At 69.7% G+C, this 26,890-nt stretch carries 21 protein-coding genes; 9 read left to right on the forward strand and 12 right to left on the reverse strand.

Annotation, left to right across the window (positions count from 1 at the left end):
- The first annotated feature begins 5 nt into the window (after positions 1–5).
- The 4 genes from AC07OY_RS27490 to AC07OY_RS27505 all read left to right on the forward strand — a co-directional run bounded on the left by AC07OY_RS27490 (position 6) and on the right by AC07OY_RS27505 (position 6,332).
- Positions 6–338, forward strand: coding sequence for a hypothetical protein (locus tag AC07OY_RS27490; RefSeq protein ID WP_495045793.1), 333 nt, complete (start codon positions 6–8; stop codon positions 336–338).
- Positions 339–437: 99 nt separating this feature from the next.
- Positions 438–1,649 (forward strand): TolC family protein, encoded by a 1,212-nt coding sequence (locus AC07OY_RS27495; protein WP_495045794.1) that lies wholly within the window; start codon positions 438–440, stop codon positions 1,647–1,649.
- Between the two features lie 2 nt (positions 1,650–1,651).
- A complete protein-coding gene (locus AC07OY_RS27500; protein WP_495045795.1) occupies positions 1,652–3,157 on the forward strand; it encodes an efflux RND transporter periplasmic adaptor subunit in 1,506 nt (501 codons plus the stop codon).
- Between the two features lie 10 nt (positions 3,158–3,167).
- Complete coding sequence (locus AC07OY_RS27505; RefSeq protein ID WP_495045796.1) at positions 3,168–6,332, forward strand: efflux RND transporter permease subunit; 3,165 nt, start codon at positions 3,168–3,170, stop codon at positions 6,330–6,332.
- On the opposite strand, the gene AC07OY_RS27510 is transcribed toward AC07OY_RS27505, so the two are convergent.
- On the reverse strand, positions 6,286–8,061 hold the full coding sequence (locus AC07OY_RS27510; RefSeq protein ID WP_495045797.1) for a DUF885 domain-containing protein: 1,776 nt from the start codon (positions 8,059–8,061) through the stop codon (positions 6,286–6,288). The genes AC07OY_RS27505 and AC07OY_RS27510 overlap by 47 nt on opposite strands.
- Before the next feature lie 119 nt (positions 8,062–8,180).
- On the opposite strand from AC07OY_RS27510, the gene mfd reads away from it, so the two are divergent.
- A complete protein-coding gene (gene mfd / locus AC07OY_RS27515; protein WP_495045798.1) occupies positions 8,181–11,639 on the forward strand; it encodes a transcription-repair coupling factor in 3,459 nt (1,152 codons plus the stop codon).
- On the opposite strand, the gene AC07OY_RS27520 is transcribed toward mfd, so the two are convergent.
- Positions 11,626–14,544 carry an AAA family ATPase gene (locus tag AC07OY_RS27520; protein ID WP_495045799.1) on the reverse strand — a complete coding sequence of 973 codons (2,919 nt, stop codon included), beginning with the start codon at positions 14,542–14,544 and terminating at the stop codon, positions 11,626–11,628. The two genes, mfd and AC07OY_RS27520, sit on opposite strands and share 14 nt — an antisense overlap.
- A gap of 15 nt (positions 14,545–14,559) precedes the next feature.
- Positions 14,560–15,306, reverse strand: a complete 747-nt coding sequence (locus AC07OY_RS27525) for a PEP-CTERM sorting domain-containing protein (protein WP_495045800.1) — start codon at positions 15,304–15,306, stop codon at positions 14,560–14,562.
- A 135-nt stretch (positions 15,307–15,441) separates the two neighbouring features.
- On the opposite strand from AC07OY_RS27525, the gene AC07OY_RS27530 reads away from it, so the two are divergent.
- From AC07OY_RS27530 to AC07OY_RS27540, 3 genes are read left to right on the forward strand one after another with little or no spacing between them, the layout of a single operon-like run.
- Positions 15,442–15,978: a PEP-CTERM sorting domain-containing protein gene (locus AC07OY_RS27530; RefSeq protein ID WP_495045801.1), complete on the forward strand. Its 537-nt coding sequence runs from the start codon at positions 15,442–15,444 to the stop codon at positions 15,976–15,978.
- Between the two features lie 48 nt (positions 15,979–16,026).
- Positions 16,027–16,737 carry a phosphoserine phosphatase SerB gene (gene serB / locus AC07OY_RS27535; RefSeq protein ID WP_495045802.1) on the forward strand — a complete coding sequence of 237 codons (711 nt, stop codon included), beginning with the start codon at positions 16,027–16,029 and terminating at the stop codon, positions 16,735–16,737.
- Complete coding sequence (locus AC07OY_RS27540) at positions 16,734–17,459, forward strand: substrate-binding periplasmic protein (protein WP_495045803.1); 726 nt, start codon at positions 16,734–16,736, stop codon at positions 17,457–17,459. The genes serB and AC07OY_RS27540 overlap by 4 nt, the downstream gene beginning before the upstream one ends.
- Here AC07OY_RS27540 and AC07OY_RS27545 read toward each other — a convergent pair.
- Genes AC07OY_RS27545 through AC07OY_RS27555 form a run of 3 tightly spaced genes read right to left on the reverse strand, consistent with a single transcriptional unit; the run spans position 17,450 to position 21,413 of the window.
- On the reverse strand, positions 17,450–18,283 hold the full coding sequence (locus AC07OY_RS27545) for a PEP-CTERM sorting domain-containing protein (protein ID WP_495045804.1): 834 nt from the start codon (positions 18,281–18,283) through the stop codon (positions 17,450–17,452). The genes AC07OY_RS27540 and AC07OY_RS27545 overlap by 10 nt on opposite strands.
- 11 nt (positions 18,284–18,294) lie before the next feature.
- Positions 18,295–19,044, reverse strand: coding sequence for a PEP-CTERM sorting domain-containing protein (locus tag AC07OY_RS27550; RefSeq protein WP_495045805.1), 750 nt, complete (start codon positions 19,042–19,044; stop codon positions 18,295–18,297).
- 14 nt (positions 19,045–19,058) lie between these two features.
- Positions 19,059–21,413, reverse strand: a complete 2,355-nt coding sequence (locus AC07OY_RS27555) for a pectate lyase family protein (protein ID WP_495045806.1) — start codon at positions 21,411–21,413, stop codon at positions 19,059–19,061.
- A gap of 613 nt (positions 21,414–22,026) precedes the next feature.
- On the opposite strand from AC07OY_RS27555, the gene AC07OY_RS27560 reads away from it, so the two are divergent.
- A complete protein-coding gene (locus AC07OY_RS27560; protein ID WP_495045807.1) occupies positions 22,027–22,770 on the forward strand; it encodes a PEP-CTERM sorting domain-containing protein in 744 nt (247 codons plus the stop codon).
- Positions 22,771–22,873: 103 nt separating this feature from the next.
- Here AC07OY_RS27560 and AC07OY_RS27565 read toward each other — a convergent pair whose 3' ends face one another.
- From AC07OY_RS27565 to AC07OY_RS27590, 6 genes are read right to left on the reverse strand one after another with little or no spacing between them, the layout of a single operon-like run.
- Positions 22,874–23,614 carry a sigma-70 family RNA polymerase sigma factor gene (locus AC07OY_RS27565; RefSeq protein WP_495045808.1) on the reverse strand — a complete coding sequence of 247 codons (741 nt, stop codon included), beginning with the start codon at positions 23,612–23,614 and terminating at the stop codon, positions 22,874–22,876.
- Entirely contained in the window at positions 23,568–24,311 is a 744-nt protein-coding gene (gene fliP, locus AC07OY_RS27570; protein WP_495045809.1) for a flagellar type III secretion system pore protein FliP, read from the reverse strand. The genes AC07OY_RS27565 and fliP overlap by 47 nt, the downstream gene beginning before the upstream one ends.
- Positions 24,308–24,652, reverse strand: a complete 345-nt coding sequence (locus AC07OY_RS27575) for a flagellar biosynthetic protein FliO (protein WP_495045810.1) — start codon at positions 24,650–24,652, stop codon at positions 24,308–24,310. Before AC07OY_RS27575 ends, fliP begins: the two co-directional genes overlap by 4 nt.
- The gene (locus tag AC07OY_RS27580; RefSeq protein WP_495045811.1) at positions 24,649–24,963 is read right to left on the reverse strand and encodes a FliM/FliN family flagellar motor switch protein; all 315 of its coding nucleotides are present in this window, start codon (positions 24,961–24,963) and stop codon (positions 24,649–24,651) included. Before AC07OY_RS27580 ends, AC07OY_RS27575 begins: the two co-directional genes overlap by 4 nt.
- 12 nt (positions 24,964–24,975) lie before the next feature.
- Positions 24,976–25,692, reverse strand: a complete 717-nt coding sequence (locus AC07OY_RS27585) for a FliM/FliN family flagellar motor switch protein (protein WP_495045812.1) — start codon at positions 25,690–25,692, stop codon at positions 24,976–24,978.
- Positions 25,689–26,879: a flagellar hook protein FlgE gene (locus AC07OY_RS27590; protein ID WP_495045813.1), complete on the reverse strand. Its 1,191-nt coding sequence runs from the start codon at positions 26,877–26,879 to the stop codon at positions 25,689–25,691. The genes AC07OY_RS27585 and AC07OY_RS27590 overlap by 4 nt, the downstream gene beginning before the upstream one ends.
- Positions 26,880–26,890 lie beyond the last annotated feature (11 nt).

Raw genomic sequence — 26,890 nt, forward strand, 5'->3', positions numbered from 1 at the left:
TGGCCATGCGCCGCTGGTTCATCGCCCTGCTGACCCTGCTTGTCGCCGCCCAGCTGTCCTGGGCCGGCGCGGCACTGTGCTGCATCGATGAGCTGAGCGGTGGCGAGCCCTCATCGCTGGTCAGCAGCGAGCAGGCCCACACGGCCAAGGCCGGCGACAGCCATCCGGTCTGCGAGACCGGCCATTGCCACTGCCACCATGCCGGGGCCGCCACGCCGCTGAGCGAGGCCGATGCCCTCGCCGCGCCGCAGGCGCAGACGCCCGCGCCGCTGGCCCAGGCCCGGCACAAATCCCACATCCCCGCCGGGCTCGAACGCCCCAATTGGCCGCGCGCCTGATTCGGCGCGCCGCTTCCCCTCCCCCGTCCTGAAGCGCGGCACCCAGCGGGTGCCGGCCGCGCCGAACCGTCTGCCGTTGTTCCCCAACCGGAGAGTTCGATGCGATTCCTTCTACCAGCGCTGCTGTTCGCGCTGGCCCCCGGCGTCTCCCACGCCATCACCCTGGCCGAGGCGCAAGCCCTCGCCCAGGCCCACAACCATGACCTGGCCCAGGCGCGGCTGGAACTGCAGGCCCTGCAGGGCGCCGAATTGCAGGCCGGCGCCCGGCCCAACCCCGAGCTGGGCGTGCTGCTGGAAGACACGCGCAGCGCGACCCGGACCAGCACCGTGCAGCTGTCCCAGGCCATCGAGCTGGGCGGCAAGCGTGCAGCCCGCCAGGCCGCCGCCGCGCAGGCTCGCGAGCAGGCCGCTGTCGCATTGAGCGCCAGGCGGGCCGAAGTGCGCGCGGCCGTGGCTGCGGCCTTCTTCGAGCTGCTCGGTGCCGAGGCTCAGCAGCAGCTGGCCGAGTCCGCCGTGGAACTGGCTCGCGGCGCGAGCGGTGCTGCCGACAAGCGCCTGCAGGCCGGCAAGGTGCCGCCGCTGGAAGTGGCCAAGGCGCGCGTCGCCGAGGCCCAAGCGCGTGCCGAGCTGGCCCAGGCCCGCAGCGAATGGCAGCTGGCCCGCGCGCGGCTGGCCGCGCTGTGGGGCCAGGGCCCGCAGGCCGTCACCGGTGCCGAGGGCGGTAGCGGCACCCTGCCCTCGCCGCCCTCCGACGCGCAACTGGCCGCCTGGGCTGCCGACGCGCCGGCCCTGCGCCTGGCGCAGCTGGAGATCGCGCGCCGCCAGGCCTTGCTGGACGTCGAGCGGGCCAAGCGCGTGCCCGACGTGACCTTCACCGTCGGCGCCAAGCGCGACGCCGAGCTGGGCCGCACCCAGGCCGTCATCGGCTTCTCGCTGCCGCTGCCGCTGGCCGACCGCAACCAGGGCAGCCTGCTGGAAGCCCTGCGCCGCGAAGACCAGGCCCGCGAGGCCCTGGCCGCCGCCACGCTGAAGCTGCAGGCCGACGTGGCCGCCGCAGCCGAGCGCCTGCGCGCCAGCCGCGAGCAGGCCCGCCTGCTCGCCGACGAGGCCCTGCCCGTCGCGCAAACGGCCCATGAGACCGCGCTGAAGGGCTATGAGCTGGGCAAGTTCGCCTTCCTGGACGTGCTGGATGCCCAGCGCAGCCTGTTCCAGCTGCGCCGCCAGCAGCTGCAAAGCAGCGCCGAAGCCCACCGCGCCGCAGCCGAACTGGACCGGCTGCTGGGCCGCGCCGCGCAAGACAACAAGGATTGATGATGAACAAGAAACGAAACCTCGCCATCGCCGCCGTGCTGGTGGCGGGCCTGCTGCTGGCCGCGGCCATCCTGCGCGGCGGCCACAAGCATGCCGACGAAGGCCATGAACATGGGGCGGGCGGCAGCCATGGTCACGCCGAAGCCGCCGCGCCCCAGCCCAAAGGCCCGCATGGCGGCCGGCTGTTCAGCCAGGACGGATTCGGCCTGGAGCTGACCATCTTCGAGAGCGGCGTGCCGCCCGAGTTCCGCGTCTACCTCTATGGCGACGGCAAGCCGCTGCCGCCGGCCGCGGCCGAGGTCACGGTGACGCTGCAGCGCCTGGGCCGCGAAGCCGAGGTCTTTCGCTTCAGCGCCGAGAAAGACTATCTGAAGGGCTCGGCCACCGTCGAGGAACCGCATTCCTTCGCGGCCACCATCAGCGCGACCAGCGCCGGCAAGCGCCGTGAGTTCCGCTTCGAACAGGTGGAGGACCGCGCCACCTTGAGCGACGAGCAGCTGCGCCACAACGGCATCACGCTGGAGACGGCCGGCCCGGTGCGCATCGTCAGCGCACTGGAACTGCTGGGCGAGGTCAAGCTGAACCAGGACCGCGCCGTCGTGCTGACGCCGCGACTGGCCGGTGTCGTGGAGGCCGTGCGCGTGAATGCCGGCGACCGCGTCGCGCGCGGCCAGGTGCTGGCCGTGCTGTCCAGCCCTGCCCTTGCCGACCAGCGCGCCGAAGCGCTGGCCGCGCAGCGCCGCCTGGCCCTGGCCCGCACCACGCATGAACGCGAGAAGAAGCTGTGGGAGGACAAGATCTCCGCCGAGCAGGACTACCTCGCCGCCCGCCAGGCCTTCCACGAGGCCGAGATCGCCGCCGAGAACGCACGCCAGAAGCTGGCTGCGCTGGGCGCAGCGCCCGGTGATGCGCAAGGCCTCACGCACTACGAGATCCGCTCGCCCATCGCCGGCGTCGTCGTCGACAAGAAGCTCAGCGTCGGCGAGGCCGTCAAGGAGGACGCCGCCGTCTTCCAGGTGGCCGACCTGTCCAGCGTCTGGGTGGAGCTGGTGGTGCCGACACAGCAGCTGCCGCAGCTGAGCGAAGGCATGGCGGCCGAGGTCAGGGCGACGGCCTTCGAAGCCCAGGGCGAAGCGCGCTTGAGCTATGTCGGCGCCCTGGTCGGCGAGCAGAGCCGCAGCGCCACCGCCCGACTGGTGCTGGCCAATCCCAAGGGCCTGTGGCGACCCGGCCTGCCGGTGACGGTGACGCTGAAGGGCAGGGACAGTGCCGACGCCGAGGTCGCCGTGGCCGTGCTGGCCGACGCCGTGCAGACACTGCGCGACGGTCCCGTCGTGTTCGGCCGCTACGGCCAGCAGTTCGAGGCCCGCCCCGTCGAGCTGGGCCGCGGCGATGGCCGCCATGTCGAGGTGCTCAAGGGCCTGAAGGCCGGCGAGCGCTATGCGGCCAGGAACAGCTTCCTCGTGAAGGCCGAGCTCGGCAAGAGCGAAGCCAGCCACGATCACTGAGGACGCCGCCATGTTCGAAAGACTCATCCGCTTTGCCATAGCGCAACGCTGGCTGGTGCTGCTGGCCGTCTTGGGCATGGCGGTGCTGGGCGTGTTCGCCTACCAGCGCCTGCCCATCGACGCCGTGCCCGACATCACCAATGTGCAGGTGCAGATCAACACGGAAGCCCCGGGCCATTCGCCGTTGGAGGCCGAGCAGCGCGTGACCTACGCCGTCGAGACGGCCATGGCCGGCCTGCCGCGGCTGGAACAGACGCGTTCGCTGTCACGCTACGGCCTGTCCCAGGTCACCGTCGTGTTCAAGGAGGGCACCGACATCTACTTCGCCCGCCAGCTGGTGGGCGAGCGCCTGCAGCAGGCCCGCGCCACGCTGCCGGCCGGCCTGTCGCCGACGCTTGGCCCCATATCGACCGGTCTGGGCGAGATCTATATGTGGACCGTGGAGGCCAAGCCCGGTGCGCTGAAGCCCGACGGCACGCCCTTCACGCCGACCGACCTGCGCGAGATCCAGGACTGGATCGTCAAGCCGCAGCTGCGCACGGTGCCCGGCGTGACCGAGATCAACACCATCGGCGGCTTTGCGCGCGAGTACCAGGTGGCCCCCTGGCCCGATCGCCTGGCCGCGCGCGGGTTGGCGCTGGCCGACGTGGTGAACGCGCTGGAGCGCAACAACGCCAATGTCGGCGCCGGCTATATCGAGAGGCGCGGCGAGCAGGTGCTGATCCGCGCGCCGGGCCAGGTCAAGAGCCTGGACGACATCGCCAACATCGTCATCACGACGGCGCAGGGCGCGCCGGTGCGCATGCGCGACGTGGCCGACGTCGGTTTCGGCCAGGAGCTGCGCACCGGCGCCGCCACCGACAACGGCACGGAGGTCGTGCTGGGCACGGTCTTCATGCTGATGGGCGAGAACAGCCGCCAGGTGTCGCTGGCCGTGGACAAGCGCCTGGAGGAGATCAACCGCAGCCTGCCGGCCGGCGTCTTCGCGCAGACGGTGTATGACCGCACGACGCTGATCGACAAGGCCATCAGGACCGTGCGCAGCAATCTGCTGGAAGGCGCCCTGCTGGTCATCGCTGTGCTGTTCGCCTTCCTGGGCAACTTGCGCGCGGCCCTCATCACGGCGGCCGTCATCCCGCTGTCCATGCTGTTCACCTTCAGCGGCATGGTGGCCGGCAAGGTCAGCGCCAACCTGATGAGCCTGGGGGCGCTTGACTTCGGCCTCATCGTCGACGGCGCGGTCGTCATCGTCGAGAACTGCCTGCGCCGTCTGGGCCAGCGCCAAGCGGCGGCCGGCCGGCTGTTGACGCGCGAGGAGCGCTTCGCCGAAGTCTTCGCCGCGGCCCGCGAGGCGCGCCGGCCGCTGCTCTACGGCCAGCTCATCATCATGGTGGTCTATCTGCCCATCTTTGCCCTCAGCGGCGTGGAAGGGAAGATGTTCCATCCCATGGCCTACACGGTGGTCATCGCGCTGCTCGGCGCCATGCTGCTGTCCGTTACTTTCGTGCCGGCCGCGGTGGCGATGATCGTCACCGGCAAGGTCGAGGAGCAGGACAACCGCCTGATGGCCTGGGCGCGGCGCGGCTACACGCCGCTGCTGGACTGGACCCTGGCCAACGCCGTCCTGGTGCTGACCGTCGCGGCCGTGGCCGTGGCCTTGAGCGCCCTGATCGCCACGCGCATGGGCAGCGAGTTCATCCCCAGCCTGGACGAGGGCGACATCACCATGCATGCCATGCGCATCCCGGGCACCTCGCTGACGCAAGCCGTCGACATGCAGCAGGAGCTGGAGCGCACGCTGCTGGAGGCACCCGAGGTGGCCCGCGTTTTCTCCAAGCTGGGCACGGCCGAGATTGCCAGCGACCCCATGCCGCCGAACGTCGCCGACACCTACGTCATGCTGAAACCCCGCGGCGAATGGCCCGACCCCAGGCTGCCCTCGGCCGGGCTGGTCGAGAAGCTGCAGGCGCTGTCAGCCCGCCTGCCCGGCAACAACTACGAGTTCACCCAGCCCATCCAGATGCGCTTCAACGAGCTGATCTCGGGCGTGCGCAGCGATGTGGCGGTCAAGGTCTTCGGCGACGACATGGCGACCATGGAGGCCACCGCCACGCAGATCGCCAAGCTGCTGGAGGGCGTCAACGGCGCCGCCGACGTCAAGGTTGAGCAAACGACCGGCCTGCCGGTGCTGACGCTGGACATCGACCGCACTCGCATCGCCCGCCTGGGGCTGAGCCTGGCCGAGGTTCAGGACACGGTGGCGACGGCCATCGCCGGCCGCGAGGCGGGTGCGGTCTTCCAGGGCGACCGCCGTTTCGACCTGCTGGTGCGCTTGCCCGAGAGCGTGCGCAGCGATCTCGAGGCGCTGAAGCGGCTGCCGATCAAGCTGCCCGGTTCGGACGGGAAAGGAGGGCATGTGCAGCTCGGCGAGGTGGCGAGCTTTGACCTGCAGCCCGGCGCCAACCAGGTCAGCCGCGAGAACGGCAAGCGCCGCGTCGTCGTGACGGCCAATGTGCGCGGGCGCGACGTCGGCAGCTTCGTCAAGGAGGCCCAGGTCCTGCTGGCCCAGCGCGTCAAGGTGCCGGCCGGCTACTGGACGCAATGGGGCGGCAGCTTCGAGCAACTGCAGTCCGCCACGCAGCGCCTGCAGGTCGTCGTGCCGGTGGCCCTGGGCCTGGTGGCCGTGCTGCTGTTCGCGATGTTCGGCAATGTGCGCGACGGGCTGCTGGTCTTCACCGGCGTGCCCTTTGCGCTGACCGGCGGCATCGTGGCGCTGTGGCTGCGCGGCATCCCGCTGTCGATCTCGGCAGGCGTGGGCTTCATCGCGCTGTCGGGCGTGGCCGTGCTGAATGGCCTGGTCATGCTGAGCTTCATCCGCGCGCTGCAGGACGAAGGCCGGCCACTGGCCGAGGCCGTGCGCGAAGGCGCCGTCTCGCGGCTGCGCCCGGTGCTGATGACGGCCCTGGTTGCGTCGCTGGGCTTCGTGCCCATGGCCATCGCCACCGGCACCGGCGCCGAGGTGCAGCGGCCGCTGGCCACCGTCGTCATCGGCGGCATCCTGTCGTCGACCGCGCTGACGCTGCTGGTGCTGCCCCTGCTCTATCGCTGGGCGCACCGGCGCAGCGAACTCAGGACGACTGGCGGGCCTTCACCCACTCCATCACCAGCTCCCTGAGCACCGGCAGCGGCACCTGGCCCGCGGTCAGCACGACGCGGTGGAAGCCCTTGATGTCCCACTTCGCGCCGAGGGCCTTCTCGGCCTCGGCGCGCAGCTTCGCGATCTCCAGCTGGCCGATCTTGTAGCCCAGGGCCTGGCCGGGCCAGACGATGTAGCGCTCGACTTCGGAGACGACATCGCTCTCGGCCATGGACGAGTTGTCGAGCATGAACTTGATGGCCTGCTCGCGCGTCCAGCCCTTGTGGTGCAGGCCGGTGTCCACCACCAGGCGCATGGCGCGCAGCTGCTCGTCGGAGAGGCGGCCATACCACTGGTAGGGATCGGTGAAGAGGCCCAGCTCCTTGCCCAGGCTCTCCGCATACAGCGCCCAGCCTTCGACGTAGGCGGTGTAGTGGCTGCCGAAGCGGCGGAACTTGGGCAGGGCCTGGTCTTCCTGGGCGATGGTGACCTGGAAGTGATGGCCCGGCGACGCCTCGTGCAGCGACAGGGTCTCCATGCCGAAGATGGGCTGGGCCTTCAGGTTGAAGGTGTTGACGTAGAACACGCCGGGGCGTGAACCGTCGCTGGAGGGGCTCTGGTAGGACGCACCGGCCGCGCTCTCGGCACGGAAGGCCTCGACCTCCTTGACCTCGTAATCCGCCTTGGGCTGGATGTCGAAGAGCTTGGGTGTCAGGCCGTTGATCTTCTTCTGCAGGTCGCGGTAGCCGGCCAGCAGGTCCTCGGGCTTGCTGTAGTAGTACTTGGGGTCGTCCTGCAGATGCTTGAAGAAGGCCTTCAGGTCGCCGGGGAAGCCGACCTGCTTTCGCACGCCCTCCATCTCACCCAGGATGCGCGCCACCTCCTTCAGGCCGATGGCATGGATCTGCTCGGCCGTCAGCTTCAGCGTGGTGGACTGCTGCACGCGGTGGGCATACCAGGCCTTGCCGTCCGGCAGGGCTGACCAGGCCGTGCTCTTGCGCGCCTTGGGCGTGTACTCGTCGCGCACAAAAGCCAGCAGGCGGCCATAGGCGGGCAGCACCTGGGTGGACAGCAGCTTGCGCATCTCGGCCGAGATGCGCTCGCGGTCGGCCGCGGGCACGGCATCGGGGAAGTTCTTGATCGGGCCCCAGAACAGGCTCTGCTCGGGGTCGGTCACGGCCAGGGCCGTCAGCTGGGGCAGCACCTTCTCCATGACGGCCCGGGGCTGGGTCACGCCGGCCTTCACGCCGTCGCGCATATTGGCGATGCTGCCGTCGAAGATCGGCACGGCCAGGGCCAGGCGCTTGAGCCAGTCGTCGTAGTCCTTGGTCGTCTTGAAGGGCTGGATGGACTGGCCCGTGCCCATCTGGGCCAGGAAGCTGGGCGCCCCGCCGATCTGGCTGATGGGCTGCATCCAGTCGGGGAAGCGCTCGCCGGCCAGGTTCTGCTCCAGGTCCAGCTTGAGGATGCTGTAGGAGATGCGGTCCTTGGGGTCGAGCCTGGCCTTGTTGAAGCCGGCCAGGCCCTTGAGCTGATCCTGCACCTCGCGCTTGGCCTGGGCGCGGTAAGCCGCCGTCGTCGTGTCGATGAGGCGGTCGTTGTAGCGCGTGTCGCCGAGCGACGTCGCCAGGATGGGCTGGCGCTGCAGCGTCAGTTCCCACTGGGCGTCCAGCCATTGGTGGAAGCGTTCGCTCTCGGTGGCGGCAAAGGCGGGCAGGCTCAGCGACAGGCTGGTGGCGAGCAGGCTCAAGGCATGGCGACGGCGCATGGAATCTCCGATGTGAAGGCCGCGATGCTAGCGAGGTGGCTGCTGACAAGCCAAAGGACATGGCTTCCCTAGAATCCCGGCACGCCCCGCTTCGGGGCTGTTGTCGTTTGTAGGTACGCATGAGTCTTCCGTCGCTGCCGGTGGTTCAACCCGGCAAGAAGTTCACCCACCCCCGCCCCGTCGGTTCGGCCGACGCCCTGCTGCTCGCCCGTTTCGTGCAGCAGCAGCGCGACGCCGGCCGCATGGCCGCCATCTTCACGGCCGAGCCGGGCGACACCCAGCGCCTGGAAGACGAGCTGAAGTTCTTCGCTCCCGAGCTCAAGGTCGCCGTCTTCCCCGACTGGGAAACCCTGCCCTATGACAGCTTCAGCCCCCACCAGGACCTGATCTCCGAGCGCCTGGCGACGCTGTGGGAGCTGCTGCAAAGCAAAAAAACGAAAAGCATCGATGTGGTGCTGATGCCGGCGTCGACCGCCCTCACCCGCCTGGCACCGCCCAGCTTCCTGGCCGGCACCACCTTCAACTTCAAGCTGAAAGCTAGGCTGGACGAAGCCTCGCTGCGCTCCCAGCTGACGCTGGCCGGCTACACCAACGTGAGCCAGGTCGTGCAGCCTGGCGAGTACGCCGTGCGCGGCGGCCTCATCGACCTCTTCCCCATGGGCTCGGCCGTGCCCTACCGCGTCGACCTGTTCGGCGACGAGGTCGACTCCATCCGCACCTTCGACCCCGACAGCCAGCGCAGCCTCTACCCCGTTCCGGAGGTGCGCCTGCTGCCGGGCCGCGAGTTCCCGATGGACGATGCGGCGCGCAAGGCCTTCCGCAACCGCTGGCGCGAGAAGATGGACGGCGACCCGACCAAGTCGCGCATCTACCGCGACATCGGCGACGGCATCGCCTCGGGCGGCATCGAGTACTACCTGCCCATCTTCTTCGAGCAGACAGCCAGCGTCTTCGACTACCTTGGCGCCGAAGCCGGCCTGGCCCTGCATGGCGAGGTCGATGAAGCCATCCAACGCTTCTGGACCGACACCAAGGAAAGACACCGCTTCCTGCAGCACGACCCCGAGCGGCCGCTGCTGCCGCCCCAGGAGATCTTCCTGACGGCCGAGGACTTCTTCGGCCTGACCAAGCCGCATGCCGTGCTGTCGGTGCGGGGCAGCGAGCCGGTGGACTTTGCGCGCCCCCTGCCCGACGTCAGCGTGGAACGTGGCGCCCAGGAGCCGCTGGCCCGCCTGGAAGCCCACATCAAGGCCACGCCGCACCGCGTGCTGCTGCTCGCCGAGAGCGAAGGCCGGCGCGAGAGCCTGCTGGAGCAGCTGCGCGACCACAAGATCGACCCGCCCTCGGCCGCCAGCCTCGCCGAGTTCTGGGAAGGCGACGAGAAATACGCCATCACGGCCGCGCCGCTGGCCGAGGGCTTCTTCTGGGTCGATGCCGAGAGGCCGGTTCAGCTCATCACCGAGACCGAGCTGTTCGCGACGACACCCACCACGCGCCGCCGCCGCAAGCAGGAGCAGGTCAGCGACGTCAATGCGCTGATCAAGGACCTGTCCGAGCTGAAGGTGGGCGACCCGGTCGTGCACATCAACCACGGCATCGGGCGCTACCAGGGCCTGGTCAACATCGACCTGGGCGACGGCCAGAAGAGCGAGTTCCTGCATCTGGAATACGCCGACAAGGCGACGCTTTATGTGCCGGTGGCCCAGCTGCATCTGATCGGCCGCTACACCGGCGTGTCGCCGGAAGAAGCGCCGCTGCACAAGCTGGGCTCGGGCCAGTGGGAAAAGGCCAAGCGCAAGGCCGCCGAGCAGGTGCGAGACACCGCCGCCGAGCTGCTCAACCTCTACGCCCGCAGAGCTGCACGAGAAGGACACGCTTTCAGGTATTCGGGGCACGACTACGAGGCTTTTGCCGCCTCGTTCGGGTTTGAAGAAACCCCAGACCAGCGCGCCGCCATCCACGCCGTCATCCAGGACATGATCAGCCCCAAGCCCATGGACCGCCTGGTCTGCGGCGACGTGGGTTTCGGCAAGACGGAAGTCGCCCTGCGCGCGGCCTTCGTCGCGGTGATGGGCGGCAAGCAGGTCGCCATCCTGGCGCCGACGACGCTGCTGGCCGAGCAGCACTACCAGAACATCTCCGACCGCTTCGGCGCCTGGCCCATCAAGGTCGCGGAGATGAGCCGTTTCCGCTCCGCCAAGGAGATCAAGGCGGCCATGGAGGGCATCGCCGACGGCACCCTGGACATCGTCGTCGGCACGCACAAGCTGCTGTCCGCCGAGGTCAAGTTCAACCGTTTGGGCCTGCTCGTCATCGACGAGGAACACCGCTTCGGCGTGCGCCACAAGGAGGCCATGAAGGCCATGCGCGCCGAGGTCGACGTGCTGACGCTGACGGCGACTCCCATCCCGCGGACGCTCGGCATGGCGCTGGAAGGCCTGCGCGACCTCAGCGTGATTGCCACCGCGCCGCAGCGCCGCCTGGCCATCAAGACCTTTGTGCGCGCCGAAAGCAGCGGCACCATCCGCGAGGCCGTGCTGCGGGAACTCAAGCGCGGCGGCCAGGTCTACTTCCTGCACAACGAGGTCGAGACCATCGAGAACCGGCGCCAGAAGCTGGAAGAGCTGGTGCCCGAGGCGCGCATCGTCATCGCCCACGGCCAGATGCCCGAGCGCGAGCTGGAGCGCGTCATGCGCGAGTTCGTCGCCGGCAAGCACAACCTGCTGCTGTGCTCGACCATCATCGAGACCGGCATCGACGTGCCGAGCGCCAACACCATCATCATTGCCCGTGCCGACAAGTTCGGCCTGGCCCAGCTGCACCAGCTGCGCGGCCGCGTCGGCCGCAGCCATCACCAAGCCTACGCCTATCTGATGGTGCCCGACATGCAAGGCCTGACCAAGCAGGCCACCCAGCGCCTGGATGCCATCCAGGCCATGGAAGAGCTGGGCTCGGGCTTCTACCTCGCCATGCACGACCTGGAGATCCGCGGCGCCGGCGAGGTGCTGGGCGACAACCAGAGCGGCAACATGATGGAGGTGGGTTTCCAGCTCTACAACGACATGCTGAGCGAGGCCGTGCGGTCGCTGAAGGCCGGCCGCGAGCCCGACCTGCTGTCACCGTTCGCGGCCACCACCGAGATCAACCTGCATGCCCCGGCCCTGTTGCCGGACGCCTATTGCGGCGATGTGCAGGTGCGGCTGTCGCTCTACAAGCGTCTGGCCACGGCCGAGAAGAACGAACAGATCGACGCGATGCTGGAAGAGGTCACCGACAGATTCGGCAAGCTGCCTTCTCAAGGCCAGAACCTCTTCGACCTGCACCGCCTGCGCGTGCTGGCCAAGCCTTTCGGCGTCATCAAGGTGGACGCCTCGCCGGCCATCATCAACATCAACTTCCGCCCCAACCCACCCATCGACCCGATGCGCGTCATCGAGCTGGTGCAGAAGAACCGCAACATCAAGCTGGTGGGCAACGAGAAGCTGCGCGTCGAGAAGCAGCTCTCCAGCCCGCAGGACCGCGCCCAGGCCGTGCGCGAGGTGCTGAGGCTGCTGGGCCAGCCGATCAAGGAAGGCTAGGCAGCACCAGGGCGCGCAGCGCCGCGTCGGCACGGCCCAGCAGCTCGGCAAAGCCCTGGCGCTGGGCCAGTTCCACCGCCTCCAGCAGCAGCGGCTGAGCCTCGCGCGCTGCCAGCCCCTGGGACTGGAGCAGCAAGCCTTCTACCAGCGGTTCCATCAGGCCGGCCTCGCGTGCCACGGCCACCTGTCGGGCGGCTGCGCTGGCATCGCCTTCGAGCAGCTCCAGCCGCGCCAGCCGGATGTGCAGCAGCGGATGCTGGCTGCGCTGGGTCAGCGCGCGCAGGCGCTCGGCCAGGGCCGGGTCGGGCGGCAAGCCCTGGGCCTGGCGCAGCAGGCCGCGCAGCCAGGCGATATGCGACACCCGCAGCGGATCGCGGCTTTGCGCCAGCAGCGGCTCGGCAGCGGCCAGGTCGGCCTCGGCCAGATCGACACAGCCACTCTGCCAATACAGCCGCGCACGCCGCGTCAGCGCCTCGGCCTCGAACAGGGACGAGCCTTGCGCACGCCCGAGCTCCAGCGCCCGGTCCAGCACGCCGCGCGCCTCGCCATAGCGGCCGGCGCTGGTCAGCGTCAGGCCCAGCATCAGCAGGGACAAGGTCTCGGTATGCGCCACGCCCGCCCAGCTCTGCAGGCTGCGCCGCGCCATCAGCTCCGCACGGTCCAGCTCGCCCAGGGCCTGAAGCATCACGCCCAGGTCGCTTTCGATGGTCAGGCCCCGGCAGTAGTCGGGGTGGCGTTCGAGCAGCAGCTCGAAGGCATCGCGCGCCGCCCTCACCTGGCCGCCAAACCAGTGGATCTGGCCCTCGTAGCTCAGCAGCGAGGGCCGCGCGGGCGAGAGCTGGCGCAACTGCCCGAGCAAGGCCCAGGCGGCCGGGATGTCGGGCTCGCGCATGGCCAGCTCGATCAGCACCTCGCAGGCATTGCAGCGCTCGGCCAGCGGCATACGCGGCAACAAGTGCCGCAGACGCTCAGCCAGCACGGCGGCCTGGGCCAGGTCGCCCGAGAACACGGCGTTGTCGACCAGGCCGGCCAGAGCCTGGCCTTCGATCTGCTCGCGCTGGACCGGATCCGCCACGGCGCCGGCCAGCTCCAGCACCTGCTGCAGCGCCGCGCGGCCCGCCGGCAGGTCGTGCAGCAGCGCGCACTCGGCGAGGCTGAGACGCGCCTGCAGCGCCAGGGCCGGCTCGCAGGACTCGGCCGCCACGCGCTCCCAAAGCGCCTGGGCCTCGTCGTAGCGGCCGCGCAGCTTCTGCTGGGCCGCGCCCCGGTGCAGCCAGGCCAGGGCCGTCTGCGCCTCGCCGGCGGCCTCCCACAGCGCCGCCACGGCCAGCGGCTCGGCTGCGCCCTCCATGCGCGCGCCCAGCGCCAAGGCGGCGCGCTGGCGAAGCGACTGGGCCTCGAAGGCTGGCAGCACGCCCAGCACCGCCTCGCGCACCAGGTCGTGCCGGCATTGCAAGGCGCCATCCGCCTCCTCGCGCAGCAGCGCGGCCTCCAGCGCCTGGCGGGCAGCGGGCAGCAGGTCGCCATCTCCCACGGCGGCCACGTTGCCCAACACGGCCAGCGGCAGGGGCCGGGCCAGCACGGCCGCCGCGCCGACGAGGCCGCGCGCCGCCGGGCCCAGCATCTGCCAGCGCCTGAGCAGCAGCTCGCGCACGCGCGGCGACACGGCCACGCCGTCGGCCCGCGCGCGCAGCAGCTCGCCCAGCACGAAGGCATTGCCATGGCTGGCCGCCACCAGCGCCGGCGCATCGGCGGCACTCTGGCCGGCACGGGCCAGCAGCTGCTGCACGGCGTCCAGCGCCAGCCCCGGCAGCGCGAGGCTGCGCAATTCCTGCTGGCGGGCCAGCCATTGGCGGTGCTCGGACGGCAGTTCCTCTCCCCGGGCCGCGCCACGCCAGCGCAGCTTGCCGCGGTGGCTGAGCAGGGCCAGCAGCTCCAGACTGGCGGCGTCCACCCATTGCAGGTCGTCCACCAGCAGCACCGGGCCCAACGCCTCCAGCACGCGGGCCAGGCCTTCCAGCAGCCGGGCGCGGGCACTCAAGGCGTCCAGCGGCGGCAGGGCTTCGTCCACCGCCAGTTCGGGCAGCAGCCGCGCCAAGTCGAGGCGATAGGCGGCCAGCCCCCGCTCGGGCTGGCGCAAAAGCGCACGCAGCGTGTCCAGGCGCGGCAGCAGCAGCTCGACGACGGGCCTGTAGGGCATCTGCGCCAGGCCCTCGCGGCCCTGCAGCACCGGTGCGCCGGGAAAGGCGGCCTTGAGCACGCTGCTCTTGCCCACGCCGGCCTCGCCCAGCAGCACCAGGGCCGGCGCGGTCTCGCGACGGATCAGGCCCAGCAGTTCGGTACGGCCGCACAGCGCGTCATCCACTGCAACGGCCAGCGCGGCACCGCCCTGCTCCAGCAGCGCGCGCAACGGCGCCTGCCACGGCGCGGCGCCACCACGCTGCAGGGCACGGCGCGCGGCATCGTCCCAGCGGCGCTGCAGCAGCGCACCGTGCTCGTCGGCCCAGCGCCAGAACTCGTCGAAACCGGCGAAGCGAAAGCCCTGCAACCAGTCCGAGGCCGGGCGGGCCCGCAGCTCGGCGCCATCGGCCTCGGCACAGGCCATCTCCAGCAGCGCCAGGTCGTGGGGCAGTTGCAGGCAGACGCGCTGGCGCTCGGCCACCAGAGCGTCGCCCTGGCCCAGGCCGTCCAGCAGCTGGCGCAGCCGGTGCAGGTTGATGCGCAGATGGTGGCGGGCCTGCTCGCGCTCGGCGTCGGGCCAGAACAGCGCGGCGAGCTGGCCGCGCTCCACCCAATGGCCGACACAGGCCAGATGGATGAGCAGGCAGCCCGGCAGCGTGGCGGGCAACGCGAGACTCTCCCCGGCCTGGCCCCGCCAGGCCGGCACTCCCAGCAGCTTCAGCATGCCGCGCAGTGTGCGTCAGCCGCGGCGGCGGCGCAGCAGGGTCAGGCCCAGGCCGGCGATCATCAGCATGCCGGCCGACGGCTCGGGGACGGGAGCCGCCGGCGTCAGCGTGGCGGAGAAGTTGTCCAGGCTCAGGAAGGCGCTGCCGGCCACGCAGCCGTTGACGCCATTGCAGCTGGTGCCCAGGGTGTAGCGGAAGCCCGTGAAGATAGGCGCCCCGGCGGCGCTGAAGTCGGGATGCTGGGTGGAGCCGGCCACGGCCGTCACCCAGTCGGCCGCCACGGCGGCAAAGGACCATTGCCGCGACTGGTAGATGCCCAGCTGGGCCTTGCTGCCGATGAAATCGCTGCCGATGACGGTGTAGACGATGCCGCCCTGCATCAATGCCGGGCGGATGCTGCCCAGGGTGTCGAAGGCGAAGCTGCTGGACAAGCCCTTGATGTCGGCGCTGAAGTCCAGCTGCTGCAGGGCGCCTGCCTGCGCCGGGTCATAGGCCAGCGCCGTGTACAAGGCGCCGAGCCGGTTCGTGGCGGTGAAGGTGCCGGTGCTGCGCGGCGTCGCATAGCTGATGACCCAGTGCGAGCCCGGGTTGCCGAGATTGGCGTCGATGACCATGTTGGCCTCCGCCGGTCCGTCATCGGTGATGGAGATCAGCGACCAGTCGGCGCCATTGAAGTCGCCGACCTGCAGGCTCAGGCCTGGGTTGGCAGCGGCATGGCCGGACAGGGCCAGGGTCAGGCTGAGGGCGGCGAGGCGGGACATGGGCGGGCTCCTGGGCTGGGGTTTGGAGGCACTCTGCGCGGTCAGCGTCTCCGCACCGTCTCCGCAAGCTAGGGACTGCCTGCGGGCCGCCAACTGCCTAGACTGCGCCACCTTGCCGAACGGAGCACTCCAACAATGAAGAAGCTGGCTTGCATTGCCGCCGCCCTGTTGCCCACCCTGGCCAGCGCCGCCGGCCTGCTGGGCTCGACGGTGGACGTGCGCTACCACTACGACGGCGGCACGCCGGTCAACACGCTGGACTCCGTGCTCGTCGGCGCCGGTGTGGAGCTGAGCTGCCCAGGCAGCGCGCAGATCTGCACCATCCTCAGCGCCCCCGGCCAGGCCCTCGACATCGGCGACAACAGCATCCGCTACGACTACACGGGCGGCGGCGCCGGCTTCAGCAATGTGCCGGTCAACAGCTTCGATTTCGGGGCGCTGTACAGCGGCGCGGTCATCACAGGCTTTGGCGTGCAGACCAATATCGCGGGCTTCGACGCCTCGCGGGTGAGCTTCTCGGCGCACGGTTTGCAGATCAACATGAGCAACGTCAACGTGAGCACCGGCGCCTTCTTCCAGATCGACCTGCAGACCGCCCCCGTGCCCGAGCCGGCCAGCGCTGCCCTGCTGCTGGCCGGCCTGGCCCTGCTGGCTGCGCGTCGCCGCGCCTGAGCGCACCGGGATAATGCGGGCATTGATGGCCCGCCCTATCCCGCCCCTGTGACCTCCCCTGCTTCTGACGGCCTCGTCCTGCGCGACGGCCCCGCGCTGCCGCCGCTTGCCCATTTCAAGCTCGCCGCCTTCGACATGGACTCGACGCTGATCAGCATCGAGTGCATCGACGAGATCGCCGCCCTGGCCGGCAAGGGCGAGCAGGTCGCCGCGATCACCGAGGCCGCCATGCGCGGCGAGATCACCGACTTCAAGGACAGCCTGCGCCGCCGCCTCGCCCTCCTCGCCGGCGTGCCGGCCAGCGTGCTGGACCGCGTGCTGGCTGAACGCCTGCGCTTCAACCCCGGCGCCCGCGAGCTCTGCGCAGCGCTGAAGGCAGCCGGGCTCAAGCTCGTCCTCGTCTCGGGTGGCTTCACCTTCTTCACGAGTCATGTGGCCGCCGAACTGGGCATGGACTTCGTGCGCAGCAACGAGCTGGAGATCGAAGGCGGCGCCCTCACCGGCCGCGTCGCCATGCAGGACTGGGGCGACATCTGCGACGGCGAGCAGAAGCGGCTGATGCTGCTGGAATGCTGCGCCAAGGTCGGCTGCCGCCCCGACCAGGCCGTGGCCGTGGGCGATGGCGCCAACGACCTGCCCATGATGGGCGCGGCCGGCCTGTCGGTGGCCTATCACGCCAAGCCCAAGGTGCGCGAGCAGGCCCGCATCGCCATCAACGAGGGCGGCCTGGACCGCCTGTTGGAGTTGATCCGGCCGTGAGGCTGGCGGCGCTGCTGCTGGCCACCGTGCTCGCGGGCACGGCGGCAGCGCAATCGCCACGGCCCGTGCTGCGCTTCATCGCCGCCACCAACAACGCCCTGCCCATCGCCGAGTTCGACGCCAACCAGGCTCTGGTCGGCGGCATCGTCAAGGACCTGGGCGAGCTGATCGCCGCCGGCCTGGACCGGCAAGCCGTCTTCCTGCCGATGCCGGGCAAGCGCGTCAGCGCCGCCCTGCTGGCCGGCGATGCCGACGCCATCTGCTTCGTGCTGCCGGAATGGCTGCAGGGCGACTTCCGCTGGACGCGCGGCCTCATCCCCGATGCCAGCCTGGTTGCCGCCCACGTCGATGCGCCGGCGCTGAAGAGCCTGGAGCAGCTCGCCACCCTGCCCCTGGGCACGGTGCAGGGCTACAGCTATCCTCATGCCGAGCAGGCCCTGGGCAAGTGGTTCCGGCGCGCCGACGTGACCAGCATGGCGGCCAACCTGAAGCGGCTGGCCGCCGGCAAGGTGCGCTATGCACTGGTGGAGAAGACTTCGCTGCAGTACTTCCTGCGCGAGCAGCCCGACGCGCCGGTGCGCATCGCCTGGGTCATCAACCAGTTCGATGCGCGCTGCGCGCTGTCGCCGCGCTCCGGCCTGCCCTTCGCCGAGGTCGCCTCGGTGCTGGACCGGCTCGTTCGCGACGGCAGCATCCAGGGCGTGCTGGCGCGCTACCGCTGAAGCCGCCGCCGGGCCACGCCGCCCATGCAGGCCAGGCCGGCCAGCATCAGCGCATAGCTGCCGGGCTCGGGCACCGCCGTCACGGCCAGCACATCGGCCACGATGGGGGTCGAGTTGGAGCCGGCGATGGTCGTCCAGTTGGCGCCGGAACCCAGCGCGGTCTTCAGCTGGGCCAGCGAGGCGAAGGGCGCGTCGTTCGTGCTGACCTGGGCCGTGAACTGCGTGTAGCGCGTTGCCGTGCTGGCGTCGATCTTGTATTCACGCAGCTGGATGCCCGAGAGGCCGGTCGCGGCGGTCGGGTTGTCCGATGTTGAGTAGCTGCCGCGATTGGAGATGGCGCCCAGGAAGGTGATGGCCGCGGGCTGGTAATTGGTGGCGTAGGAAGCCGCCTGGAAGGCATAGAGGATGTCGCCGCCGCTGCTGATGTTGGAGGCGCCGCCGTTCAGGTTGACGACCGTGCCATTGGCCGTGCCGCCGGCGGCACCGGACTTGGCGGCGTACTGGCCGTTGGTGCCGGTGCCCAGCAGGGCCACCGAGGTGCCGGCCTTCACGGTGCTGGCGGCGGTCCAGGACCAGAAGGTCTCGGCCGTCGTCGAGAACACGCCCGAGGCCGTGGGCGTCTGCAGCACATTGGTATCGGTGAAATAGACGGTGGTGCCGGCGGCGATGTCGACGAAGCTGACGAAGGACCAGCCACCGACGGTGGTGTTGCCGTTCACGCCGGTGAAGGCGAAATCGGTCTTGGTCAGCGCGGTACCGGCGGCCTGGGCGCCGAGGGAGGCGACGGCGAGGGCGAGGGCATTCAAGGTCAGGAACTTGTTCATGGTGGGTCTCCTCACAGGGTGGGGTTGGAACGGCGGCGGGCGGCCCACAGCAGCGCAAGGCCGGCGGGCAGCAGCAGGGCCGAGGCGGGCTCGGGAACGGGGGCGGCGGCGATGACGAGGTTGTCCAGGGACACGCCGTAATAGCTGTCGCGGTTGGTCAGCGTGAAACCGGCGATGTCGGCCGCCCCGCCGCTGCGCGCGAAGGCGTAGCGGCCATCGCTGCGTCCGCTCAGGTCAACGGCCTGGATCAGGCTGCCGTCCGTGCGGTAGAGGCTGAGCGTGATGGCGCCGCCGTCGGCGTCGCGCAGCTGGAAGCCGAGCGCCGACACCGGCGACGCGAAGCGGGCCGAGATGGCACCGAAGCCATCCGCGGCACCGGCCTGGGGGCCGATGCCGAACAGCGCCATGCCGTCGGCGTCGCCATACTGATAGGCGCCCAGGTTGGCGCCAGTCGCGCCGGCCAGCAGGTTCAGGCCCGCGCTGGGGGCGCCCAGGCTGAGGTCGTCGAACCAGTCCTGGGCCACCACACCGGGCCGCGGCGCCTTGGCCACGGCCAGCTCCTGGCCGGCGAAGCGCTCGCCGAACTGCACGCCGCCGCTGCTCAGCAAGCCGTCGATGACGGCACCGTCGGCCAGCTCGGCAAACGTGACGGCCGCGCCGCTCAGCGAGGCATAGGCCACCTCGCTGGTCGCCGCGGCCTGGGCAGCACCCATGCCGAGGCCGAGCAGCAGCGCGGCGAGGGTTTGAAGTCGGAATTTCATGATGATGTCTCTCCTCAGCGGCCGCCGCCGACGATGCTGACGTTGTCGAAATCGGCCGTGACGACCGCGCTGTTGCTGCCCGACGAAAGGGCCAGGCCCACGTACAGCGTCGTGGCGCTGGTGGTCAGGTTGGTCGGCGTCTTCTCGGTCCAGCTCACGCCGTCGGTCGAGGCGGCCTGGAAGAGCGCGTTGCCCGAACGCCGCACCCGCACCCAGACCGGCAGGGCCGAGGTGGAGAAGCCGGCGATGCTGGCCTTGTTGTTGCCGTTGATGGCCGCGCGGATGTCGCCCGTGGACGAGTAGCGCGCCGTCCAGGCGTAGGCCGGCGTGCCGGTCAGCCCCTCCATCGCGACGATGCCGGCGCGGGCCGAATCGGCGCTGCCGCCCTGGCTGACGACGCGGGCCGTGAATGTGAAGTCGCCCGTCAGCGCCGTGTATTTGAAGTTGAAGGCATAGGGGCTGCCGGTGTTGATGACGCCGGCACCCGACAGCGTGTAGGTGCCGGTGGCCTGGGCATAGGCCGCCGCCGGCACGGTGGCCGTGACGGCGCTGCTCAGCGTCTTCTCGCCGCTGCTGCTGTCGCAGGGCAGCACCGTCGTGCAGGCCGTGCCCGGGATGCTGGGGGGGGCCGGGGCCGGCGTGGGTGCTGGGCTCGGCGCCGGCGAGGGGCCGGGTGCGGGAGCAGGCGCCGGTGCCGGGCTGGGCGCAGGGGCGCTCGGCAGCGGCGCGGGCACCGGGCCCTGCACGGCGAACAGGCCCAGGCGGCCGGCGCCGGCCGACGCCTGCACGGCGGCGCGCGTGGCGTCGGCCGTGCGCAGCGTGTAGGCATAGGGCGGCACCCAGTTCTGCTTGACGGGCAGGCCCTCGCAGCCCTGCAGCTCGATGTCGATGACGCCGGCCATGGGCTTGCCGAGGTCGTCCTTGTCGCTGATGAAGCGGTGGCCCGTGCTGCGGAAGCTGATCGCATCCTTGCCACCGGCCAGCTTGCCGCAGACCTCCTTGGGCTTGAGGCCGGTGAACTCGTAGAAATTGTTCTCCGAGATCACGTCGGACTGGTAGCGCACGTCCAGGCCGGAGGCGAACTTCTTGTCGGCGTCCTCGGTCGTCGTGCTGCCGCTGACCAGGTTGTTGTAGAGGTGGAGCTGGCCGAAGCGCACCAGCGGCAGGCGGCTGTAGGGGTGGTCCCACCAGTTGCCCGTCATCGTCACATGCAGGCGGCCGGCGTCGCTCCAGGCGCGGCCCGAGTCGCCATTGCCGACCAGCGTCGTCTTGTGGTGCTTGGTGAAGACGCTGCCCGACACCGTCACGTAGTCGCTGCCGCGGATGATGTCCAGGGCGCCGTCGTGGCGGGTGTCGCCGGCCAGCGAGTCGGGCGTGTCGCCGTCGCTGATGGTGACGTGGTCGACCCAGATCTGCTGGCCGCGCGTGATGGCGATGCCGTCCATATAGGCATTGCCGCTGTCCTCGGGGTTGACGTCCCAGGGCGTGTCCAGGGCCAGGTTGCGCAGGATGATGTTGCGCGTCCAGGTCGGGTAGAGCTCGGGGTCCTTGCCCGCGGCCACCCATTTCTTGAAGTCGTCCTCGGGGCTGCCGCCGGCCGTCTGCGCCGCCTCGATGCCGATCAGGATCTGCGTGCCGGTGATGCGCGCCGGGCGGCCGTTGCTGTCGTTGATGCCGACCAGCGTCGTGTTGGACGGGATGGAGAAGCTGCCGCCGTTCTTCTGGTCGAGATAGCCGGTGTATTCCTCGAACACCGTGTTGCCGTCGCGCCAGCGGAAGTCGATGTGGCCGACGATGCGGATGATCTTCGGCTCGTTCTTGGCCTCGCGCAGGGCGGCCAGCAGTTGCTCCTTGTTGAACACCGTGTAGACGCGGTTGGCCGCGGCCGAGGAGCCGCCGGTCACCCTGACCTTGCCGGCGCGCGACTGGCCATGCCAGCCGATATCGGGCGCCGTCTCGCGCTCGAAGGTGAGCTGGCCGCCGGTGGGGTCGACGGTGGCGAACTGCCAGGCCGGCAGCCGTGGCGCGGCGCGGTAGTTGCTCGGGTTGTGCAGGCCGCCGATGGTGGTCGGCGCGGCGTAGGTGCGCGTGCCGACGTCGAAGAGCAAAGGCGCCGTGGGGTCGGTCAGGCTGAGGGCGTCGATGACCGGCGCGGGGGCCGGCGTGAGGGGCCGGGGGTCGCGCACGGCCAGGGCCTTCGCGGTCGCGACCTCCGAGGTTGCGGTGGCATCGAGGCGGCTGGCTGTTGCGGCGTCGCCGGCCTGGGGAGTGGCGAAATGGACAGGGTTGTGCTGGCCGCCCCCGCAGGCCAGCAGGCCGAGCGAGATGGACGAAGCCAGCAGGCCCAGCTTGGGCTTGCTTGAGGTCATGGCATGTCTCCGGGCGCGCTCTGGCGGCGCGCATTTCTGAGGTGATTGCCGCCTCCCGGCTGGCGCGGTCTGGGGCAGGCGCGAGCCCGCCCGGCACCTGGCCCGTCAGGGGTCAGGCGCGCAGCGCATCAGCAACAGTGAAGACGGGGGATCGGCGGCAGGCCGAGAAGTGGCATGACACCCTTGCGGCACCGGCTCGCTTGGGCATCAACGGGGTGAGCGGGCGCAGCAGGCGCCTCGCACTGCGTCGGCTGTCGAGACCCCGGTCACCCGGCGGTGTCCGGTCGGCGGTTCGGCTCAGCGAGCAGTTGGAACAGTGTTTCGTTTTTGAACCAACCGGTCAACGCCGGGCATTCCCTGAGGGCGTGAGTGCCGCGACGGCGCAATCCGCGGACCGCGTTGCCCGGCGCCGCCACCACCCTCCACCCCCATAGCACGACTTCAAACTAGGGATGTCGAAAACGTTGACATTCATTTGACCCGCGACACCCCCCTAGAACTCATTTATTCGTTGCCTGCCAATGAGTTATCTCGCATGGCATGGATGGTGCTTATCCCGGTCGTCCCGCGGTCTTTTTCCGCACCTTCATCAACCCCTACTAGGGAGCTCACGATGCGCAAGATTCTCTCCACCGTGGCCATCGCCGCCGGCATGTTTGCCGCTGGCAGCGCCAACGCCTACCTCGTCTTCACCGGCATTGACACCAACGGCAACGCCGGTGTGCAAGTCGCCGCCACGAACTCGACCGCTGCCGAGACCGCTTTCAAGAGCAACCTCGTCGGTGTCGGCACCGAGAACTTCGAAGGCCTGGCTTCGGGCGCCTCGGCACCTCTGGCCCTGAATTTCGGCGCTGCCGGTGTCGCCACGCTGAACGGCGCGGGCAACGTCAATACCAACCCCGCAGGCAGCACGAACGGTTTCGGCCGCTACTCGGTGCCCGGCGGCACGCAGTTCTGGGAAGTGTCTGCCGGCGGCGGCAACCCCTTCCAGGTGGACTTCAGCAACTCGCTGGCCGCTTTCGGCTTCTACGGCATCGACCTGGGTGACTTCGGCGGCACGCTGACTCTGGAACTGTCGCGCGGCGGCTCCGTCATCGGCTCGCAGATCGTCAACATGGCCGCTACGGGCGTTGCCGACGGCAGCATCCTGTACTTCGGCCTGATCGCCTCGAACGCTGCTGAAGAATTCGACAGCATCCGCTTCCTGTCGACCACGGGCTCGGGCGATGCCTTCGCCTTCGACAGCTTCACCATCGGCACCAAGGAACAGATCCGCCAGCTGCCGGAACCCGCCAGCCTGGCCCTGGTCGCCGGCTCGCTGCTGGGCCTGGGCCTGGTGCGTCGTCGTCGCGCCTGATCGCTCTCACACCTTCGGGTGTCAAAACGGCGGCCCTCGGGCCGCCGTTTTTCATTGGGCGCCGGGTTTGCCGTAGCAGCAGCCAGGCGCGGGCACGCAGTCTTCAGCCATCCCCGCTCAAGCCCTTGAGCTCCCGCCAGCGCTGGCGCAGGCGCCGCAGGGCGGCATGGTGGAGCTGCGATATCCGTCCCTTGCTCAGGTTCAGGCTCAGGGCAATCTCGTCGAAGGGCTGTTGCTGGAAGTAGTGCCGGAACACCACCCGCCGCTCCGCCTCGGGCAGCTGCTCGGTGAGCTCGGCAAGCCGGCGGCGCAGCTGGATCAGCTCGGTGCGGGCATAGGCGTTGTCGGGTTCGCTGGGTTCCTGGGCCTCGGCGAGGCCTGAATCCTCCAGCGCGAATCCCAGCGCCAGGCCGATGGCGAGCTCCGCCAGGCGTTCCAGCGCCGAGCGGTCCTGCGGCGCTTCGGCCTGCAGGGACTGCGCCCTCTCCCGCACCAGCTCGCGGCGCACCGTCAACTGGCGCTGCAGTTCGCTGTAGGCCGCCAGACCGTTGAGCAAGGCCCCCTCGATGCGATGGGTCGCGAAGGTCTCGAAGCGCACGCCGCGCGCCGGCATGAAGCGGTCGATGGCCTCGAGCAGGCCGACCATGCCGAGCTGCACGAGGTCGGCATAGTCCAGCTCCGCGCCGAACCGCCGCCCGTAGACGCGTGCGGCCAGGCGGCGCACGAGGGGCGTGTAGGCATCCACCAGGCTGGCCCGCTCAGCGGGAAGCTGGCGATTCGCCCAGGCCGCGGCGCGATCAGTGGATGGTGCCGAGGAGTGATCGGGTGACGATGTTCCAGCCATCGATCAGCACGAAAAGCAGCAGCTTCAGGGGTACCGACACCGTGGACGGCGGCACCATCATCATGCCCAGGGCCATCAGCACGCTGGCGACGATGAGGTCGACGAGCAGGAAGGGCAGGAAGATGACGAAGCCGATCTGGAAGGCGGTGCGCAGCTCCGACAGCATGAAGGCCGGGATCAGATGCAGCATGCTCACGTCCGCCAGGCCCTGCGGGCGCTGAGCCCGGGCCAGCTCGATCATCAGCCCCAGGTCCTGCTCGCGGGTCTGGCGCACCATGAACTCCTTGACGGGCTCGATGCCGCGATCCGCGGCGGCCGCCATCTTCACCTTCCCCGCGAGATAGGGCTGCAGGGCATCGTCATTGAGCCTCTGCAGCACGGGCTGCATGGAGAACAGCGTCAGGAACAAGGCCAGCGTGACGATGACGGCATTGGGCGGCGAGTCGATCAGGCCGATCGCATGGCGCAGCATGGACAGCACGACCACGATGCGCACGAAGCAGGTCATGCAGATCAGTGCCGCCGGAATGAAGCTCAATGCCGTCAAGCCCAGGAAGATGCGCAGGGCCGAGGCCATCTCCGGCGACTGGGCGCCCTGCTCCGCCAGGCTCCACGGTGTGGTGGGTGGTGTACCGGCGGCCCAGGCCGTGCTCGTGAACAGCAACGCGGCCAGCAGCAGGAAGACGGGCGACCTCATGTCGCCCGCTCCGGCGCGACCTCGTCATCGCGAAGGCATTGGGTGCCGGCCGGCCCGACGCTGAGCAGCAGTTGCCGGCCTGCGTAGCGTGCAACGACGAGCTGGGTCTGCGGCGTCATGGCACGCGCCTCCAGAACTTCTATCAAGACATGCCGCCCGCGCGGCCAGCTGACGGAGCCTGCACCACGCCGCCGAAGCAGCCACAGCAGCAGCGCCAGGGCGGCGCAGCACAGCACGAAAGCCAGCCCCCACTGAGAAGCATCTGGCAGCGCCGTATCGGCCGCAGCCTTGAAGGGCAGTGCTGCGCTCGCTGCCGCGGATGCTGCGGCTGGGGTGGTCATGGCTGGGGCCCGCTGGGCGCGACCTCGGTGATGCGAACGCCGAACTGCTCACCCACGGCCACCAGTTCACCGCGTGCGATCACGTTCTCGCCCAGCAGCACGTCGAACGGCGCATTGAGGGCGCGATCGAGGGTCAACACCTCACCCTCCTTGAGCGACAGGATGTGGCCGACATTGCTGCCGGCTCGCCCGGCCACCACGAGCAGCTCTGCCTTGACGTCGGCCAGCGCGGCCAGCCTGTGGTGGGGCGCGGCGGAGCGGCCACCGGGTTGCTCGGCAAGGGGCGGGAGGTCGATGGATTGCATGGTCATGACGGTCAAGGATCAGACAGCCAGCCAGCGCGCGGCGCGCTGGGGTGGATCGGCGAAAGCACCGAGGTGCGCGGACAGCGCCAGCGAGCATCCGGGCGACACGAGGCGCAGCGGAGCGTCCAGGCCTGCTTCGAGCAGGAGCACATCACCGGGCGCGAGTTGCATCAGCTCGCTGACACGGACGCTGGCTCGCCCCAGCTCGGCCACCAGAGGAACTGCCAGCCCGGCCGCTGCACGTTCGAGGTCCACGGCCCGCAGGGAAGGCAGCGCGGGGGGCTTCAGCCAGCCGCCGGCCTTGAGCTGGGCGGCGTCGAGCAGCACGCTGCAGCGCATGCCGAGCAGCTCTCCGGTGATCCGCAAGCCTCGGTGGCCTGGCAGGCCTCTCAGCGCTTCAGCAGGCGGAGGGTTCGGGAACTGCCGCTGCAGCTGTTGCTGGAGCCCATCCGTCATGCGGGCGATCACGGCATCCACGATGGCGGATCGGCCGGCATCCAGCTTGAACAAGGCTTGAGCGATGGCGTTGCGCCAGTGGGCCGCCGCAGGCGCGAACAGGTCCACGGCATCGGACACCACCACATCCTGCTCGGCTTCGAGGAGACTGGCCTGGACTCCCTGCATGGCGGGCAGGCCCCAGGCCGAGGCCCAGTCCGCCACGCTGCCTTGAAACGCGGCTGACACCGCCGCGACCAAGGTCGGCGGCAGCCAGCAGAGGGCGCGAACGGGGCTCAACGGTGGCCCTTCATGTCGAAGAGATCCTGCAGCAGCTCGTTGGCCGTCGAGACGATGCGCGACGAGGCCTGGTAGCCGCGCTGGGCCACGATCAGGTCGGAAAACTCCGTGGCGAGATCGACATTGGAGCCCTCGATCTGGTTGGAGCCTATGCTGCCGAAGCCGGCCTGGTTGGGCTGGCCCACATGCAGGCCTTGCCGCGAGCCGTAGGAGAAGTCGCTGCCACCCAAGGGCTGAAGCTGGGCATTCGCATCGAAGAGGGCCAAGGCGATCCGCGATCCCTTGGCCGTCTGCCCATTGGAATAGCCCAGGCTCATGGTGCCGTCGGCCTCGAAGCCTATCTTGCTCAGCGACCCGACCGCATAGCCGTCGCTCGTGCCGATGGCCAGCGATGACAGGGTGCCGGTATCGAAGCTCGTCACATTGCCGGAGAAATCCACGGTGACGCTGGTGCCGGCCACGCCCGCCGGCGCGTAGACGAAGCTCAGCGAGTTGGCCGCGGGAGACGGGATGCCGCTGATGAACTGGATCTCGCCGGTGCTGACATCGGTCACGCCGTCGGTGATCTTGACCACCCAGGTCCCGGCCGCGCCGGCCTTGGGCTTGAAATTGATCTTCAGGCTGTGCTCGCCGCCCGCGGCATCCACCAGCTTGAGGCTGTTGAGGCTGAAGTCGGTCACGCTGGAGGACAGGTTTCCCGTCATGCTGACGGCGGTCGTGGCCTTGGGCGGGTTGATGCGCAGGCCGCTCAAGGTGATCGGAGCCTCGGCGCCCGTCGCCGTCAGGCCGACAACCTGCTTGCTGGTGCCGCGCATGACCAGCACGCCGTCGCGGTCGAACTCGAACTGCCCGGCGCGGGTGTAGGTGGCCGCCCCGGTCCCCTGCTCGCGCGTGATGAAGAAGCCTTCACCGTTGATGTTCAGGTCCAGCGGGTTGCCGGTCTGTCTCAGCTCGCCGGTGCGGAAGTTCACCACCGTCTGGTCCAGCGCGACGCCGCCACCGAACTGCATTCCACCAGCCAAGGCCTGGCCGCCCCCGCCGCCGGGGTGCGCATACAGGCTCGAGAACAACGCGCTGCTCGACTTGAAGCCCGGCGTGTTCAGGTTGGCGACGTTGTTGCTGATGACCTTGAGGCCCGAAGAGAAGGTCTGCAGGCCGCTGGTTCCGATGAAGAGGGAATCAAGCATGGTGGTGGCTC

It is taken from the genome of Roseateles sp. GW821-FHT09H10 (assembly GCF_059415865.1).